The organism is Agromyces sp. NPDC058484 (genome assembly GCF_042720415.1).
GTDB lineage: Bacteria > Actinomycetota > Actinomycetes > Actinomycetales > Microbacteriaceae > Agromyces.
The window spans coordinates 64984-80313 of the sequence record NZ_JBHXMP010000020.1 but is presented as its reverse complement, the minus strand read 5'-3'; the positions used below and the strand labels follow the sequence as shown (position 1 = coordinate 80313).

At 70.2% G+C, this 15330-nt stretch carries 16 protein-coding genes; 9 read left to right on the top strand and 7 right to left on the bottom strand.

Annotation, left to right across the window (positions count from 1 at the left end; genetic code table 11):
• The first annotated feature begins 154 nt into the window (after positions 1-154).
• Positions 155-481 (top strand): zf-TFIIB domain-containing protein, encoded by a 327-nt coding sequence (locus ACFWN7_RS15460; RefSeq protein WP_376939735.1) that lies wholly within the window; start codon positions 155-157, stop codon positions 479-481.
• A gap of 56 nt (positions 482-537) precedes the next feature.
• Here the strand turns inward: ACFWN7_RS15460 and ACFWN7_RS15455 are convergent, their stop codons facing one another.
• Together ACFWN7_RS15455 and ACFWN7_RS15450 are read right to left on the bottom strand one after the other, a co-directional pair.
• Entirely contained in the window at positions 538-957 is a 420-nt protein-coding gene (locus ACFWN7_RS15455) for a VOC family protein (RefSeq protein WP_376939737.1), read from the bottom strand.
• A gap of 105 nt (positions 958-1062) precedes the next feature.
• Positions 1063-1644 carry a hypothetical protein gene (locus tag ACFWN7_RS15450; protein WP_376939734.1) on the bottom strand — a complete coding sequence of 194 codons (582 nt, stop codon included), beginning with the start codon at positions 1642-1644 and terminating at the stop codon, positions 1063-1065.
• Positions 1645-1733: 89 nt separating this feature from the next.
• Here ACFWN7_RS15450 and ACFWN7_RS15445 point away from each other — a divergent pair, with 89 nt between their 5' ends.
• Positions 1734-2180: a hypothetical protein gene (locus ACFWN7_RS15445; protein WP_376939733.1), complete on the top strand. Its 447-nt coding sequence runs from the start codon at positions 1734-1736 to the stop codon at positions 2178-2180.
• On the opposite strand, the gene ACFWN7_RS15440 is transcribed toward ACFWN7_RS15445, so the two are convergent.
• The 3 genes from ACFWN7_RS15440 to ACFWN7_RS15430 form a co-directional block, all read right to left on the bottom strand.
• Entirely contained in the window at positions 2101-4641 is a 2541-nt protein-coding gene (locus tag ACFWN7_RS15440) for an HAD-IC family P-type ATPase (protein ID WP_376939732.1), read from the bottom strand. The two genes, ACFWN7_RS15445 and ACFWN7_RS15440, sit on opposite strands and share 80 nt — an antisense overlap.
• A 53-nt stretch (positions 4642-4694) precedes the next feature.
• Positions 4695-5015, bottom strand: a complete 321-nt coding sequence (locus ACFWN7_RS15435) for a hypothetical protein (protein ID WP_376939731.1) — start codon at positions 5013-5015, stop codon at positions 4695-4697.
• Positions 5016-5117: 102 nt separating this feature from the next.
• A complete protein-coding gene (locus tag ACFWN7_RS15430) occupies positions 5118-5486 on the bottom strand; it encodes a hypothetical protein (protein ID WP_376939730.1) in 369 nt (122 codons plus the stop codon).
• 185 nt (positions 5487-5671) lie between these two features.
• Between ACFWN7_RS15430 and ACFWN7_RS15425 the strand changes: the two genes are divergently transcribed.
• The 5 genes from ACFWN7_RS15425 (at position 5672) to ACFWN7_RS15405 (ending at position 8788) form a co-directional block, all read left to right on the top strand.
• Complete coding sequence (locus ACFWN7_RS15425) at positions 5672-6073, top strand: ArsR/SmtB family transcription factor (protein WP_376939729.1); 402 nt, start codon at positions 5672-5674, stop codon at positions 6071-6073.
• Positions 6070-6552, top strand: coding sequence for an SRPBCC family protein (locus ACFWN7_RS15420; RefSeq protein ID WP_376939728.1), 483 nt, complete (start codon positions 6070-6072; stop codon positions 6550-6552). The genes ACFWN7_RS15425 and ACFWN7_RS15420 overlap by 4 nt, the downstream gene beginning before the upstream one ends.
• 53 nt (positions 6553-6605) lie before the next feature.
• Positions 6606-7046 (top strand): VOC family protein, encoded by a 441-nt coding sequence (locus ACFWN7_RS15415; protein WP_376939726.1) that lies wholly within the window; start codon positions 6606-6608, stop codon positions 7044-7046.
• Positions 7047-7179: 133 nt separating this feature from the next.
• Complete coding sequence (locus ACFWN7_RS15410) at positions 7180-7779, top strand: hypothetical protein (protein WP_376939725.1); 600 nt, start codon at positions 7180-7182, stop codon at positions 7777-7779.
• 19 nt (positions 7780-7798) lie between these two features.
• Positions 7799-8788 (top strand): aldo/keto reductase, encoded by a 990-nt coding sequence (locus ACFWN7_RS15405; protein ID WP_376939724.1) that lies wholly within the window; start codon positions 7799-7801, stop codon positions 8786-8788.
• Positions 8789-8807: 19 nt separating this feature from the next.
• Here the strand turns inward: ACFWN7_RS15405 and ACFWN7_RS15400 are convergent, their stop codons facing one another.
• Positions 8808-11243, bottom strand: a complete 2436-nt coding sequence (locus tag ACFWN7_RS15400) for a phosphoketolase (RefSeq protein ID WP_376939723.1) — start codon at positions 11241-11243, stop codon at positions 8808-8810.
• 130 nt (positions 11244-11373) lie between these two features.
• Here ACFWN7_RS15400 and ACFWN7_RS15395 point away from each other — a divergent pair, with 130 nt between their 5' ends.
• Together ACFWN7_RS15395 and ACFWN7_RS15390 are read left to right on the top strand one after the other, a co-directional pair.
• Positions 11374-12294 carry an AEC family transporter gene (locus ACFWN7_RS15395; protein WP_376939722.1) on the top strand — a complete coding sequence of 307 codons (921 nt, stop codon included), beginning with the start codon at positions 11374-11376 and terminating at the stop codon, positions 12292-12294.
• 38 nt (positions 12295-12332) lie between these two features.
• Positions 12333-13055 (top strand): DUF1353 domain-containing protein, encoded by a 723-nt coding sequence (locus ACFWN7_RS15390; RefSeq protein WP_376939721.1) that lies wholly within the window; start codon positions 12333-12335, stop codon positions 13053-13055.
• Here the strand turns inward: ACFWN7_RS15390 and ACFWN7_RS15385 are convergent.
• Positions 13027-15108 (bottom strand): hypothetical protein, encoded by a 2082-nt coding sequence (locus ACFWN7_RS15385; protein ID WP_376939720.1) that lies wholly within the window; start codon positions 15106-15108, stop codon positions 13027-13029. The two genes, ACFWN7_RS15390 and ACFWN7_RS15385, sit on opposite strands and share 29 nt — an antisense overlap.
• Positions 15109-15330 lie beyond the last annotated feature (222 nt).

The window sequence follows — 15330 nt, the reverse complement described above, 5'->3', positions numbered from 1 at the left end:
GCCTCCAAGTGAGGCGCGCCGCGGCATCCGCTCGCCCCTGCACCTGGCATGAGAAGCGGAGCCTATCAGGCGGCGCGGCACCACCGGCCCCGCATCCGGGGCATCCTCCGAGGTTCGTTCCGTAGGCTCGAAGAAGACCCGAAGGAGGAGCCCCATGCAGTGCCCCAGTGACGGAACCGTGCTCGTGATGAGCGAACGCAGCGGCATCGAGATCGACTACTGCCCGACGTGCCGCGGCGTGTGGCTCGACCGCGGCGAGCTCGACAAGATCGTCGAGCGCGGCGCTCGCGAGTACGGCGACCGGGCGCAGGCTGCGCCCCCCGCGGCGCCGCCCGCCCCGCCGCAGGCGCCCGCCTATGGACAGCAGGCATACCCGCAGCAGTCGTACGACAACCGTGGCCACGACAATCGTGGCTACGGCGACCAGGGCTACTACCGCAAGAAGAAGAAGGAGAGCTGGCTCTCAGAGCTCTTCGACTGACGCTTCGAATCGGATGCCGCGGCGCTGCCCTCGGGCGCACCGCGGCATCCGCGTGTCTACTCCCGGTTCCCGGCGATGTTCACGAGCCAGGCGATGCCGTAGCCGTCGACGCACATGCCGAACGCGTCGCCCCACGGCGCAACCTCGAGCGGCACGGTGACCGACCCGCTTCCCGAGAGCTTCTCCCAGTAGCCGCGGAGCTTCGCGTCTTCGTCGGCGCTGCCCGAGAGCGAGACCGAGACGTTGCCCGGGCCCGTGTACTCGAGGAAGCTCGGCGTGTCGGCGCCCATCAGCACGATGCCGTCGGACTCGAGCTGGCTGTGCATGATCTTGTCGGCATCGGCCGGGTCCTCGGCCTGCCCGTACTCCGCGAACGTGTTCGAGGTGAGCTCGCCGCCGAAGACCGAACGATAGAACTCCATCGCCTCCTTCGCGTCGTCCTTGAAGTTGAGGTAGGGGTTGAGTATGACCATGATGCGACCTCTCGACTCGGTGTGCCGTCACGGCGATGCTGCCCGGTCTTCGGCGGCGCCGCAATCCCTCGACGACGAGCGGATGTCGCGGGCTCGTCGCACTCGGGATCACTCGAGGTCTTGCAGCGGCGTGCAGCCGGGCGGTTCCGAGTTCCCGCTGATCGCGAAGTCCTCGCACGTGAGGAAGAGCGGGTGGTTGAGCCCGAGCAGGAACGAGCCGACGGCGATCACGGCGATCGCGCCTGCGATGCCCCAGCGCCACCCGATCGAGATCCCGCTCCCGAACTCCGGCCACATCACCCGCACGAGGATCCAGATCGTGAACGGGATCGCGAAGAGCACCGCGACGAATCCGACGGCATCGGCCAGCAGCGTCACCCAGTCGCGAACGCCGAACTCGACGAACGTGAGCACGATCCACACGCTGGGCAGCAACAATGCAACCGCCTTGAGCACGCGCCGCCGTTGCGGCCGACGATCGAAGACGACGAAGAAGAGCGCCGCGGTCGACGCGGCCCACACGGTGAGGATCTGATCGAAGAAGACCACATGCCACGCCCCGAGGGTGAAGGCCGGCCACCACACGGCGATCGCCATCGCGATCAGCACCACTCCCGTTGCGGCCGGCGAGGCGCTGCCTGCAGCCGGCGAGGCGGTGCCACCGCTGGACTGGTCGTCGACGCGCCTCATGCTCGCACGGTAGCAGTCGGCGGCCACGGGCCGCTCGCTCGTATGCTGGACGCGGGGGTCCCATAGGCGGGACGGAGTGGGAGGCGAGAATGAGCGAGGCATCCTCCCGGCCACGCGTGCCCGGGCTGGTGATCGTCGTCGTCGTGCTCACCTATGTCTCGGGCATCCTCGACATCCTCGCGGGACTCGTGCTCATCCTGCTGCGCTACGACGACGAGGTTCGCCGCGCAGGCGAAGCGCTCGCGATCACGCTCTGGGGCGCGGCGATGATCCTCCTCGGCCTGCTCACGATCGCGATGGCCTCGGGCCTCACGCGGGGGCGCAACTCCGCGCGCATCTTCGTGACCGTGTTCGTGTCGCTGTCGGTGCTCGTCTCGGTCATCGACGTCGTGGTGCGACCGACGGACGCGTCGGCGGTGTGGTCGCTCGTGATCGGGGGTGTCGTCGCGGGGCTCGTCATCCTCGCGCTGTGGGCGGGGCGGGGGGCGGAGTTCTTCCGCCGGTCGCGGCGCGGTGCGCCGGCGCCGGCCGGCTGACCCCCGACCGGCCGACCGTCGCGACGAGCGCCGGCGCCGTGGTGGCCACCATACGCGCCACCGCCCGCCGGTGCACGAACCGAACGACCTCGATCCCCGCGATCGCGATGACGGATGCCCCGATCACGAGCAGCGCGCTGGTGAGGCTGAGCTCGACGAACTGCAGGAAGTCCGCCACGATCGGGATCGCGTAGACGAGCACCAGGCCGATCATCATGGCGCCGATGATGACGATCTTCCACCCGTCGATCGGCCGGGAGAGCACGATGAGCACCCAGAGCCCGACGATGCCGAGGATGAGCGTCGACCCGGTGCGGAGCTCGGCCTCGGGGATTCCGGCGTCGAGGGCCATGCGGCTGTAGAGCGCGAGCACGAGGGCGATCACGATCCCCGCCGGGATCGCGAAGCTCAGCGAGCGCCGGAGGAACCCCGGTACGTACCGTTGCCGGTTGGGCATCAGCGCGAGGAAGAACGCGGGGATGCCGATCGTGAGGCCGTCGGTGACCGACAACTGCCGCGGCAGGAACGGGAACTCCAGCAGCATCACCCCGAAGATCACCGCCAGCCCCGTCGCGTACGCGGTCTTCGTGAGGAACAGCATCGACACGCGTTCGATGTTCGCGATGACCTGCCGCCCCTCGGCCACGACGCCGGGCAGGCGCGAGAACCGCCCATCCAGCAGCACCAGCCGCGCCACGGCCTTCGTCGCGGCCGAGCCGGAGTCCATCGCGATGCCGATGTCGGCCTCCTTGATGGCGAGCGCGTCGTTGACGCCGTCGCCGGTCATCGCGACGGTGTGGCCGCGGCGCTGCAATGCGGTGACGATGTCCTTCTTCTGCGACGGCGTGACCCGGCCGAACACGAGGTGCTGCTCGAGCACCTCGCCGAGCTCGTCGAGGTCGCCGGGCAGCTCGCGGGCGTCGAAGCCGTCGACCGCGTCGACGCCGACCTCGCGTGCGATCGCGGCGACCGTCTGGGGGTTGTCGCCCGAGATGATGCGCACGGCCACACCCTGCTCGGCGAAGAACTCGAGGGTGTCGCGGGCATCGGGTCGCACGCTCTCGCGGAAGGTCAGCAACGTGACCGGGGTGAGGGAGCCGGGCAGGCGCTCCGCGTCCGCACGTTCCGGCGTGAGCTCCTCGGGGCTGTGCGCGAGCACGAGGGTCCGCCGGCCGGTGGCTGCGAGCTCGGCGGCCCGCACGCGGATTCCGGCCCGCGACGTGCCGGCTGCGGCATCCGTCATCTGGTCGTCGCCCGACGCCGCGAACACCATCTCGGGCCCGCCGAGCACCCACGTGCCGGCGCCCGGGAACCCGACCGCACTCCACTTGCGGGCCGACGAGAACGCGATGCGCGCCTCGGGCTCGAGCATCCGCTGCACCGGGTACGGCTCGACGAGGCAGCGTGCGGTCGCGTTCGCCTCGGGCTCGGCGCCGTACCAGGCGAGCACGTCCTGCCACGCCGCGGGCGGCGCGTCGGTGAGCGCATGCGCGGCGTCGAAGACGATGTCGCCCTCGGTGAGGGTGCCGGTCTTGTCGAGGCAGATCAGGTCGACCCGGGCGAGCCCCTCGACGGCGGGCAGCTCCTGCACGAGCACCTTGCGGTTCGCGAGCCGCACGGCGCCGACCGCGAATGCGATGCTCGTCATGAGCACGAGGCCGAGCGGGATCATCGCGACGATCGCCGCAATGGATGCGACCGCGGCATCCTGCCACGCGCCGCTTTCGATCGCCTCGGCCCAGCCGCCCTTCGTCGCCATCTGCGCGTTCAGCACGAGCAGGCTGACGGGGCCGACGATCCACGCGATCCAGCCGAGCACCCGGTTGATCGAGGCACGGAGCTCGGATGCCACGAGCGAGAACTGCTTGGCCTCGCTCGAGAGCCTGTTCGCGAACGAGTCGGCGCCGACCTTGTCGACGACGGCGGTGCCGCCGCCGCCGATCACGATCGACCCCGAGAGCACGGCGTCGCCCGGGCCCTTGTCGACGGGATCGGACTCCCCGGTGAGCATCGACTCGTCGAGTTGCAGCCGTTCGGATGCCTCGACCCGGGCGTCCGCGGCCACCTGGTCGCCCGCCCGCAGCACGAGCAGGTCGCCGAGCACGACCTCGCCGAGCGCGACCTCCTGCTCCTCACCGTCGCGGAGCACCCGCGCGTGCGGCGCGTGCAGCAGCGCCAGCTTGTCGAGCGCGCGCTTCGCGCGGAACTCCTGCACCGAGCCGATGATCGTGTTCGCGATCGCGCTGAAGCCGAACAGCGCGTCCTGCCAGCGGCCGATGAGCAGCAGCACGACGAAGCACGCGGCGATGATCCCGTTGAAGAGCGTGAACACATTGGCGCGCACGATGCTCCACGCGCTGCGGCTCGTGGGGCTTTCGAACGCGTTCGTCTCGCCGCGGGCGACACGCTCCGCGACCTCCGCGGTGGTGAGGCCGGTGCTGCGTGCCACCGTGATATCCATGTGGTCATCCCACCACACCGGGCGCACCGGGCGACAGCGGTGACGCCGTGCCGTCAGATGAGGATGCGGAAGCCGGTGACCACGCCGAACGCCAGGCTGGCGAGGAGCGCCGCGGCGCCGATGATCACGGCGGCGATGGTCACCGGGGTGCGGGACGCACGGAGGCTCAGGACGGCGAGCACGCTCGACCCGAGCGCGAAGAGCCAGACGACGACGACCGCCGGTGAGAGCAGCAGGATGTAGCCCACCCCACCGGTGACCATGACGGCCGCGTAGAACAGCACGGCGAGCGCACCGAGGATGATCGCAGGCAGTGCGAGCACGAGTGCGCGGCCCGATCCGACGGCCCGATCGGGGGGCGTGGTGTGCGTCATGGGAGGACGATACCGCCGAATCGTCGGCGAGTCGCTTCACGTGCCGATCGATTCAGGGCGGCGAAACGGCGGCCCGGCGAAGCGGGCCGCCGTTGTCGTCGTTCAGCTTCGGAAGAACTCGTTCGCGCGAGCGGTGTAGAGCAGGATGAGGCCGATCACGGCGAGAACGCCGCTGATGATCGCCGACCAGAGCTGGTTCGGCGCGGCGATGGCCGTGTAGATCGCCGCGGCCAGGTTCAGCACGAAGACGATCGTCACGATGATGCGGGCCGCGTTGCTGCCGCGGAACAGTCCGAGGCTGACGAGGATCGTGATGATGCCGATGATGATCGCCACCCACGCGGCGGTCGCGGCGACCGCCACGCTGCCGGCGCCCAGGAGCACGACGATGCCGGAGATGATCTGGATCGCACCGCTGATCCATGCGAGGACGGCGACGAGGGTGACGCCGCCCGGCCGAGATCCTGCCACGATGGGCTCCTTTCATTGACGCGAGAGTGCGTGCGCTCACGCTATTGCCGATCGGCCTCAGCTGAACTCCCCCCATTGGCGTGTCTCAGAATCGAAGGCTCGGAAACGCTTGACGGCGGCACGAACGCGGCCTATTCTATAATCAATCAATCGGTTGATCAAAGAAATAGTTGATTGGAGGCGCGATGATCGTGGATCCGAGCGCCGACGACCGCCTCGACCGCGCCTTCATGGCGCTGGCCGACCCGGTTCGCCGCCGCATCATCGCCCGCCTGAGCCGCGGGCCGGCCACGGTCAACGAGCTCGCCGAACCGTTCGAGATCACCAAGCAGGCCGTGTCGAAGCACATCCAGGTGCTCGAGCAGGCGGGGCTGGTCACGCGCACGCGCGACGCGCAACGCCGGCCCGTGCACCTCGCGGCGGCTCAGCTCGAAGCGCTCACCGCGTGGATCGACCGCTACCGGCTGATCCACGAGCAGCAGTTCCGCGCATTGGACGCGCTGCTCGCCACCGACCGCGGCGCCGACGCCGCGGCATCCGATGCCGGCACGAAACCCGGCGCAGCACAGAAGGAGACGAGATCATGAACACCGCCACCAACGCCGTCAGCATCAACGTCCCCGAAGGGCTTCCCTTCATCGAGATCGAGCGCGAGTTCGACGCTCCCGTTGAAGCGCTGTTCAACGCACACCGCGACCCCGCGCTCATCACGAAGTGGCTCGGGCCGAACGGCTACGAGATGACCGTCGAGCGATGGGACTTCGTGTCGAAGGGCGGCTACCGCTACGTGCACGTCGACCCGAAGGGCGAGTCCTGGGCGTTCAACGGCACCTTCCACACCGTCCGCGAGAACGAGTTCGCCATCCAGACGTTCGAGTTCGAGGGCTTCCCCGACGTCGTCGCGATCGAGTCGATGACGTTCGAAGACCTCGGCGACGGCCGCTCGCGGCTGAAGATCCACTCGGTGTACCCCACCGTCGAGTCGCGCGACGGCATGGCCGCGAGCGGCATGGAGCAAGGCGTGCGCGAGGGCTACGAGCGCCTCGACGCGCTGCTCGCGGCCTGAGCGAGTGGATGCCGCGGCATCCGTCACCCCCCAGTGAGAGACAGGAGCACATCATGGACTGGACCCTGGAGGTCGTCATCCTCCCGGTCAGCGACATCGACCTCGCCATCGAGTTCTACCGCGACAAGGTCGGCTTCGACCTCGACCACGACACCGTCATGGGCGAGATGCGGTTCGCGCAGCTCACGCCGCGCGGATCGGGATGCTCGATCGTCATGGGCACGCTGCCGGCCCAGCGGGAGATGACGCCCGGCTCGCTCAAGGGCATCCAGCTCGTCGTCGCCGACGCCGAAGCGGCGCGCGCCGAGCTCGTGGGCCGCGGCGTGGACGCGAGCGAGATCCAGGTCATCGACCCGCGCGACGGCGGCACGTTCTTCGGATTCGAGGACCCCGACGGCAACTCGTGGGCGGTGCAGCAGATCACGGCCCGCGCGGAGCATCCGCTCATCCCCGTCGAGGCGCGGCAGCGCTTCGGTGCCGAGCAGGAGCTCTGAGTCGACCGAGCGGATGCCGCGGGCCGGCCCCTTCACCGGGGGTCGGCCCGCGGCATCCGCTCGCCGTGCATGACACCCCTTGGGGGCATTGCATCCGGCGGCGCCCGCGACGATCATGATGCGGGGGTGATGCATGGGAAGGCAGGCGAAGGCGATCTGGATCGGCGAGCATGGCGGTGCTGCCGTCACGCTCCACCTCGAGTCGGCCGAGTTGCAGATCTCCGGAGAGCGGCGCGCCCGCGTTGCGCGCTCCGCGTGGTCGCAGGTGGAGGTGGCCGACGGCGTCGTCTCGTTCGTGGCCGAGGGACGCACGTATCGATTCCGGCTCGGCGCGGCCGCGCGCGCGTGGGCCGACGCGCTCATGAAGCCGCCGCCGTCGCTTGCCGAGAAGCTCGGCGTCGCACACGACGAGACGGTTGCGGTGCGCGGCGAGCTTCCCCGCCCCGAGCTCGAGGAGGCCCTGGCGGATGCCGCGCGCCTGCCGCCGTGGGAGGCCGACGTGGTCGTCGTGGTCGTGCGCGGCGACGCCGAGCTCGCGGCGCTGCCCGTGTGGCTCGGCGAGTGCGGCATCGCCACGCAGGTGTGGGTCGTGCACGGCAAGGGACGCGAGAGTGCCGCCCCGGGCGACAACGCCGTGCGCGACGTGATGAGATCGGCAGGATGGCGCGACACCAAGGTGAGCGCGATCGGCGGCGCCTGGTCGGCCACCCGGTACTCGCCGGCGAAGGCGTGATGAACGGAGGAACCCCATCATGCAGACCCGCACGCTCGGCCGCACCGACCGAACCGTCTCCGTCATCGGGCTCGGCACCTGGCAGCTCGGCGCCGACTGGGGAAACGTCGACGAGACGGAAGCGCTCGCCGTGCTCGACGCCGCGCACGACGCGGGCGTCACCTTCTTCGACACGGCCGACGTCTACGGCGACGGGCGCAGCGAGACACTCATCGGCCGATGGCTGCGCGAGCATCCCGGCTCGGGCGTCACGGTCGCCACCAAGATGGGGCGACGGATGCCGCAGGAGCACGAGAACTACTCGCTCGAGCACTTCCGCGCCTGGACCGACCGCTCTCGCGCGAATCTCGGCGTCGACACGCTCGACCTCGTGCAGTTGCACTGCCCGCCGACCGCGGTGTACTCCGACGACCGCGTCTTCGACGCGCTCGACACGCTCGTCGACGAGGGTGCGATCGCCGCGTACGGCGTGAGCGTCGAGCAGGTCGAGGAGGCCCTCACGGCCGTCGCGCGGCCGAACGTCGCCACCGTGCAGATCATCCTGAACGCCTTCCGTCTGAAGCCGCTCGACGAGGTGCTGCCCGCCGCGTGGGACGCCGGCGTCGGCATCATCGCGCGCGTGCCCCTTGCGAGCGGCCTGCTCTCGGGACGGTACACGCTCGATACCCGCTTCGCGCCGAATGACCACCGCAGCTTCAACCGCACGGGCGAGTCGTTCGACGTCGGCGAGACCTTCTCGGGCGTCGACTACGAGACGGGCGTGCGCGCGGCCGCGGAGTTCGCCGAGCTCGCGCACGAGGCCGCGCCCGAGCGCACGGCCGCGCAGGTCGCGCTCGCGTGGGTGTCCATGCAGAAGGGGGTGAGCTCGGTGATTCCCGGCGCGCGCAGTCCCGAGCAGGCGCGGGCGAACGCCGCCGGGGGTTCCATCGAGCTGCCCGAGGACTTCGAGGCATCCGTTCGCGAACTCTACGACCGCGAGATCCGCACGCAGGTGCACGCCCGCTGGTGACGGATGAGGGGGACGAGGCTCAGGCCCGGAACTCCCACCCCGTGATCCACTCGGGGTCTTCACCGTGCTCGTAGGCGTAGTCGCGGGCGGCTGCGCGGGCCGCGTGCCACTCGTCGGCGATCTCGGCGACACCGGGGCGGGCGGCGAGGTCGGGCACGCGGTGCAGCACGTCGAGGGCCAGCCGGTACCGGTCGAGCTCGTTGAGGTGCACCATGTCGAACGGCGTCGTCGTCGTGCCCCTCTCGATGAAGCCGCGCACGTGCACGTTGGCGTGGTTCGTGCGGCGGTACGCGAGCTGGTGGATGAGCGACGCGTACCCGTGGAACGCGAAGATTACGGGGCGCTCGCGCGTGAAGATCGCGTCGAACTCGCGATCGGGCATGCCGTGCGGGTGGTGCGACGGGTCCTGCAGGCGCATGAGGTCGACCACGTTCACGACGCGCACGGCGAGGTCGGGCAGGCGGTCGCGCAGCAGCTGTGCGGCCGCGACCGCCTCCATCGTCGGCACGTCGCCCGCGCACGCCAGCACGACGTCGGGCACGGATGCCGCGGCATCCGCCTGCTCGAAACCGGGCTCGTTGCCCGCCCACGCCCACACGCCGAGCCCAGCCTCGACGTGCGCATCGGCCTCCTCGGCCGAGAGCCACTGCGGTTGCGGTTGCTTGCCGGCGACGACGACATTGACCCGGTTCCGCGTGCCGAACACGTGGCGCATGACAGCGAGCAGGGTGTTGGCGTCGGGCGGGAGGTACACCCGCACGACCCCGGCCTGCTTGTTCACGACGACGTTCAGGAATCCCGGATCCTGGTGCGAGAACCCGTTGTGGTCCTGCCGCCACACGTGCGACGAGAGCAGGTGGTTCAGCGACGCGAGGTCGCCCCGCCACCGCACATCCAACGCCTCCTCGAGCCATTTCGCGTGCTGGTTGAACATCGAGTCGACGATGTGGATGAACGCCTCATAGCTCGTGAGGAGCCCGTGCCGCCCGGTGAGCAGGTACCCCTCGAGCATGCCCTGCATGAGGTGCTCGCTGAGCGCCTCGATGACGCGTCCCGATCGGGCGAGGTGCTCGTCGAGCGGATGCAGCTGCGCCGCCCACGCCCGGGAGGTGACGTCGAACACCGCGCCCAGCCGGTTCGACAGCACCTCGTCGGGACCGAACAGCCGTACGTCGTCGGAATTCTCCCGGATGAGCTCGACCAGCCAGCGACCGAACACGGTCATCGCCTCGGCGGAGCCGCCGCGAGCGCCGGGCGAGGCGTCGACCGCGAACGGCGCGGTGGCGGGCAGGGAGAGCCGCCGGGCGACGCCGCCGTTCGCGAGCGGGCTCGCGCTCATGCGCAGTTCGCCCCGGGGACGCAGGGCGTCGAACCCGGCGACCGGGCGACCGTCGTCCTCGAAGAGCTCCTCGGGGCGGTACGAACGCAGCCAGTCCTCGAGCATCGCGAGGTGCTCGGGGTTCTCACGTACCTCCGCGAGCGGCACCTGATGCGCGTGGAACGTGCCCTCGACCTGCACGCCGTCGACCACGTCGGGCCCCGTCCACCCCTTCGGGGTGCGCAGCACGATGGCGGGCCAGCGCGGCGGCAGGTCGCCGAAGGCGCCGGCCGCGGCATCCGCTCGGATGTCGGCGATGCGATCGTAGGCGACGTCGATCGCGTCGGCCATGCGTGCGTGCACCGACATGACGTCTTCGCCGTCGAACCCGCCCGTGACGAGCAGCGGTTCGTAGCCGTTGCCGCGGAAGAAGTCGACCAACTCGCCCTCGGTGATGCGCGCGAGCAGCGTCGGGTTCGCGATCTTGAAGCCGTTCAGGTGCAGGATCGGCAGCACCGCGCCGTCGCTCATCGGGTTCAGGAACGCGTGACCGCGCCAGCTCGCGGCGAGCGGGCCTGTCTCGGCCTCGCCGTCGCCGATGACGCACGCGACGACGAGTCCCGGGTTGTCGAGCACCGCACCGTAGGCGTGCATGAGCGAGTAGCCGAGCTCGCCGCCCTCGTTGATCGAGCCCGGCGTCTCGGGGGCGGCGTGCGACGGGATGCCGCCGGGAAACGAGAACTGGCGGAAGAGCCGCTCCATGCCCCGCCGGTCGAAGGTCACGCCGGGGAACAGCTCGGAGTAGGTGCCGTCGAGCCAGGCGTTGGCGACCATCGCGGGTCCCCCGTGCCCCGGACCGCACACGTACAGCGTCGGCGTTCCGCGCTCGACGATCGCACGGTTGAGGTGCGCGTAGACGAGGTTGAGCCCGGGCGAGGTGCCCCAGTGCCCGAGCAGCCGCGGCTTGACGTCGCCGGGTTCGAGCGGCCGCACGAGCAGCGGGTTGCGCATGAGGTAGATCTGCCCGACGCTCAGGTAGTTCGCCGCGCGCCACCACGCGTCGACGGTTTCGAGGGGCACGGATGCCGCGGCAGCACGGCGGTCCGAACCGTCGTGGTGCTCGACTGCTCTCGCCATCGTCTTCCCTCCGGTCCGACTCCGCGTGCATGTCAGAGCCTAGGTGCGTACCGGATCGGCGGTCGAGAACGAGAGGTAGGGTCGAGGCGATGAACCATGCGCGCACCTCTCGGCCGGTGGGCCTGCGCGCATGATCCAGATCTTCACGGGATTCGCCGTCATCGCGCTCGCGGTGTTCGTCGGCTGGCTCGCGGGTCGCACGGGCGTGCTCGGCCCCGGTGCCCGTCCGGTGCTCGCGATGCTCAACTTCAACGTGCTGGCGCCGTTCCTGCTGTTCTCGGTGCTCGCGACCGCCGACGTCGCGGCGCTGTTCTCCGCCCTGTTGCCCGTCTCAGCGCTCGCGGCCGCGGGGATGATGCTCGTCTTCGGTCTCGTCTCGCTCGTGGTCTGGCGGCGCGGTCTCGCCCGCACCGTCATCGGCTCGCTCTCGGCCGGGTACGTCAACGGCAACAATTTCGGCATCCCGATCGCCGTGTACATGCTCGGCGACGCCGCCTACGCCGCGCCCATCGTGCTGCTCCAGCTGCTGCTGTTCGCGCCCGTCGGGCTCGCGGTGCTCGGCGCGCGGGTCGAGGGGCGAACTTCGGCGCGGGCCATCGTGCGCTCGACGCTCACGAACCCGATCATCATCGGCTCGCTCCTGGGCGTGCTCGTCGCCGTGTCGGGCATCGAGCTGCCGCCCATCGTGCTCGAGCCGATCGAGCTCATCGGCAACGCCGCGGTGCCGCTCATGCTCATCGCGTACGGCCTCTCCCTGCACGGCCAGCGACTGTTCGAGCCCGGCACGGGGCGTCGCGATGTCCTGCTCGCGACGATGCTGAAGCTCGTCGCGATGCCCGTGGTCGCGTGGACGCTCGGGCGGTTCGTGTTCGGGCTCGACGGCATCGAGCTGTACGCCGTGACGGTGCTCGCGGCACTGCCCACCGCCCAGAACGTCTTCAATTTCGCCCAACGCTACGAGACCGCCGAGATCGTCGCCCGCGACACGGTCTTCCTCACGACGATCGGATCGGTCCCGGCGCTGCTCGCTGTGGCGCTGCTGCTCGGTTGACGCAAGTCGGCAGGATGGTGGCAACCGAAGGAGAGCACATGCCGTTCCGAACCGCCGACGGACGCCGCCCGCTCGACGAGCTGCTGCTCGCACAGCGGCCGGCCGACGACCACCGCTTCGTGCTCCGTGCCGGCTTCGGCTACGACGATCCGGTGTCGAAACGGCACTACGCCGTGGCCCCGGGCCGCGTCACCGATCTCGCGTCGGTTCCGATGTGGCTGTGGAGCTTCATCGCGAGCTACGGCCGCCAGTCGGCGCCCGCGGTGCTGCACGACGATCGCTCGGCCGTCGCAGCCCGGCTCGGCGACCGACGCGCAGCGCTCGCACAGCGTCGTGAGGACGACCGCGTGTTGCGCACCGCGCTCCGCGAACAGCGCGTACCGCTCCTCCGCGCATGGCTCATGTGGGCGTGGGTGGCGGCCGACCGGGAGCGCGAGTTCGGCGGTGCCGCCGGCGTGGTGTTCATGGTGCAGGCCGTCGTCGGCACGCTCGTCGTGGTCGGGGCATCCGTCGCCGCGTTCTGGCACCCCGCCTGGCTGGCGCTTGCGCTGCTGCCGGCGCTCGCCGCGCTGCCGTGGGGCGGGCTCGCCCCGCTGATGCTCGTGCTCAACTACCCGACCGCGGTGCTCACCCCGCTGATCGCGCTGCATCTCGTCGCGCTCGTGCCGTTCCGCCTGATCGAGGCGGTGGTCGAGCTCGTGACGGGGGGCGACCCGGCGGGGGTGTGGCGGCCTACCGTCCGGGCGTCGAGGTCCCCGTAGCATCCGGAGACCAGTGGTGGAAGTGCTTCGCCCACCAGGCCGCCCACAGGCCCTCGGGCTGGAGGTTCGCGCGTCGGGCGGCGAGCTCGGAGCGGTACTCATCGCTCGCGATCGCCACGCCGAGTCGCATCGGCTCGGCCGGCGGGAGCACCGTGGCCCGCTCGGGCGAAGGGTGCGCCGGCACGATCACGGGTGCGGGCGCGAACCGGGGCTCGAGGATGACGAACCCAGCGACGATCACGAGCACCGCCGCCCAGAAGACCATCCAGCCGGCTCCGGGCCGCGGCGTGGTCCACGAGAGGAGGGCGAACCATACGACCAGCGCGGCGACGAGCACGTAGAGCGCCCGCGGGATCGCGGTCACGACGAGCCACGTGCGCACGTCGAGCGGGCAGCGGTCCCACACGATGGAGCGTTCGGTCTGCTTCTGCATGAGCTGGTTGAGCCACACGAGCAGCGCGAGCAGCAGGGCGGAGGCGACGACCCAGCCGATCGCCGACAGCCTCCCGTCGGTGACGAGGAACGACACCGCACCGACCGCGGCGGTGACCGAGGTCTCGGCATCGGCCGCGGTGAAGAACGCGATGACCGACCCGATCGCGGTCGCCACCGCGGTGATGAGCCAGGCGAAGGCGACGGATGCCGCGGGCAGCCCCGGCGTGATCGCGGCGATGACGACCGCCGCGATCGTCGAGAGTCCGAGCGACTTCTTGTCGATGACGACCAGCCGGTTGCGGATGTAGTCGACCGGCCTCGGCACATTCGGGAAGTCGGGGCCCAGCAGGTGGCGCGCGGTCGGCTCGACCACCTGCACGGTGTTCGCGAAGTACATCCCGTGGTCGAGGAACGGCTGGCTCGTGTTGTGCACGGCATGCTCCTCGGGGCCGTCGGCGACGGTGTCGGCCGATGGGAAGTACGCCGCCCGCCAGCGCTTGCGCGCGGCGGCCGACGTGTCGGCGATCGGCCCCGCCGAGAACGGGTCCCAGATCGCCCAGTGGTTCTCCCACGCGACGCGATCCTTCGGTGCGGCGTCGCGGTTACGGTCGATCCACGTCTGCACCGGGGTGTACGCGTCCTTGCGGCCCTGCCAGCTCTCGCGGCCGAGCAGCACGACCGCGGCGCCGACCGTCGTGAGGCGGCGCACGTGGAACTCGGCGGGGTCGAGTTCCTCGAACAGCGTGAACGTCGCGACCGCCGCGCCCTGCGAGTGGGCGAAGAGGTGCACGTCGCCGTCGCCGACGAGCTCCTTCGCCCGGGCGAGGGCGTCGCGCACGACGAGGCGCATCGCCGAGGCGCGCACGGGTCGCTCCTTCCACGATGCGACATCGCCGATCGACTCGACGAGCCCATCGAGCACGGCCTGTGCGATGTCCTTGAACCACGGGATCAGGAGCAGCGGGCTCAGCAGCGGCAGGATCGGCGTCAGGATCACGCCGACGAGCACGAGGAACACCCAGGTCACGATGAACGCCGCGGTCGACACGACGAGCCGGATCGAATCGATGATGACGTTGATCGTGCGCGGCATGACCTTGACGAGCAGCCGCTCGCGCGGGGCCGTGAGATGGTGCACGAGCGTCATCCACGGCAGCAGCACCATGGTGCCGAGGAAGAGGCCGAGGCTGCGGGTGATCGCGCGCCACATGAACGGCACCGCCCAGCGGAACACCTGCGCGCGCGTCATCGGCACGAACGACTCCGACCAGCGTGCCTCGAGGATCGCGACCTTGCGCTCGACGGTCTCGACCGGGGTGTCCGGGGCATCCGGTGCGTTCGGATCGCGACGTTTCGGGAACCGCACGGTGGCGGTCACCATCGGCACGTCTCCCGAGAGGTCGGAGTCGTGGATCGTCACGCCGTGGCGCTCGTCGGCGCCGATCACCCGGTCGCGGGCGATCCAGTCCATGCGCTCGAGGATGGGCTCGGCCCATTCGAGCAGTATCTGGCTCTTGTATGCGTCGCCCATGCCGTGCACGACCACGAGCGCCGCGTCGAAGGTGCCGGGCTCGGGTTCGGTCGCCGACTCGGTGCCCTTGTCGGGGGCGATCAGCATGTGGATCCTCCTGGGTCGGTGTGTGCGCGCCGGCGCCGGGCGACATCTCTGCGAACGCTAGTGGGCGGCGAACGTGCGGATCAAGTAGTTCAGGGGTAGCCCTGATGCCGTCGCCCGCACTCCGCTCGTAGCGTAGAAGCGATCGTCGGGCCGCGGACCGCAGGGGGAACTGTCACTGCGGCAGGCGATCGGAGAGCCGGTCAGCATCTCGACCCGACATCG

Coding starts and splice junctions, on each gene's coding strand:
- ACFWN7_RS15460 (WP_376939735.1), top strand. CDS start 155: ATGCAGTGCCCCAGTGACGGAACCGTGCTCGTGATGAGCGAACGCAGC.
- ACFWN7_RS15450 (WP_376939734.1), bottom strand. CDS start 1,644: ATGAGGCGCGTCGACGACCAGTCCAGCGGTGGCACCGCCTCGCCGGCT.
- ACFWN7_RS15445 (WP_376939733.1), top strand. CDS start 1,734: ATGAGCGAGGCATCCTCCCGGCCACGCGTGCCCGGGCTGGTGATCGTC.
- ACFWN7_RS15440 (WP_376939732.1), bottom strand. CDS start 4,641: ATGGATATCACGGTGGCACGCAGCACCGGCCTCACCACCGCGGAGGTC.
- ACFWN7_RS15435 (WP_376939731.1), bottom strand. CDS start 5,015: ATGACGCACACCACGCCCCCCGATCGGGCCGTCGGATCGGGCCGCGCA.
- ACFWN7_RS15425 (WP_376939729.1), top strand. CDS start 5,672: ATGATCGTGGATCCGAGCGCCGACGACCGCCTCGACCGCGCCTTCATG.
- ACFWN7_RS15420 (WP_376939728.1), top strand. CDS start 6,070: ATGAACACCGCCACCAACGCCGTCAGCATCAACGTCCCCGAAGGGCTT.
- ACFWN7_RS15415 (WP_376939726.1), top strand. CDS start 6,606: ATGGACTGGACCCTGGAGGTCGTCATCCTCCCGGTCAGCGACATCGAC.
- ACFWN7_RS15410 (WP_376939725.1), top strand. CDS start 7,180: ATGGGAAGGCAGGCGAAGGCGATCTGGATCGGCGAGCATGGCGGTGCT.
- ACFWN7_RS15405 (WP_376939724.1), top strand. CDS start 7,799: ATGCAGACCCGCACGCTCGGCCGCACCGACCGAACCGTCTCCGTCATC.
- ACFWN7_RS15400 (WP_376939723.1), bottom strand. CDS start 11,243: ATGGCGAGAGCAGTCGAGCACCACGACGGTTCGGACCGCCGTGCTGCC.
- ACFWN7_RS15395 (WP_376939722.1), top strand. CDS start 11,374: ATGATCCAGATCTTCACGGGATTCGCCGTCATCGCGCTCGCGGTGTTC.
- ACFWN7_RS15390 (WP_376939721.1), top strand. CDS start 12,333: ATGCCGTTCCGAACCGCCGACGGACGCCGCCCGCTCGACGAGCTGCTG.
- ACFWN7_RS15385 (WP_376939720.1), bottom strand. CDS start 15,108: ATGCTGATCGCCCCCGACAAGGGCACCGAGTCGGCGACCGAACCCGAG.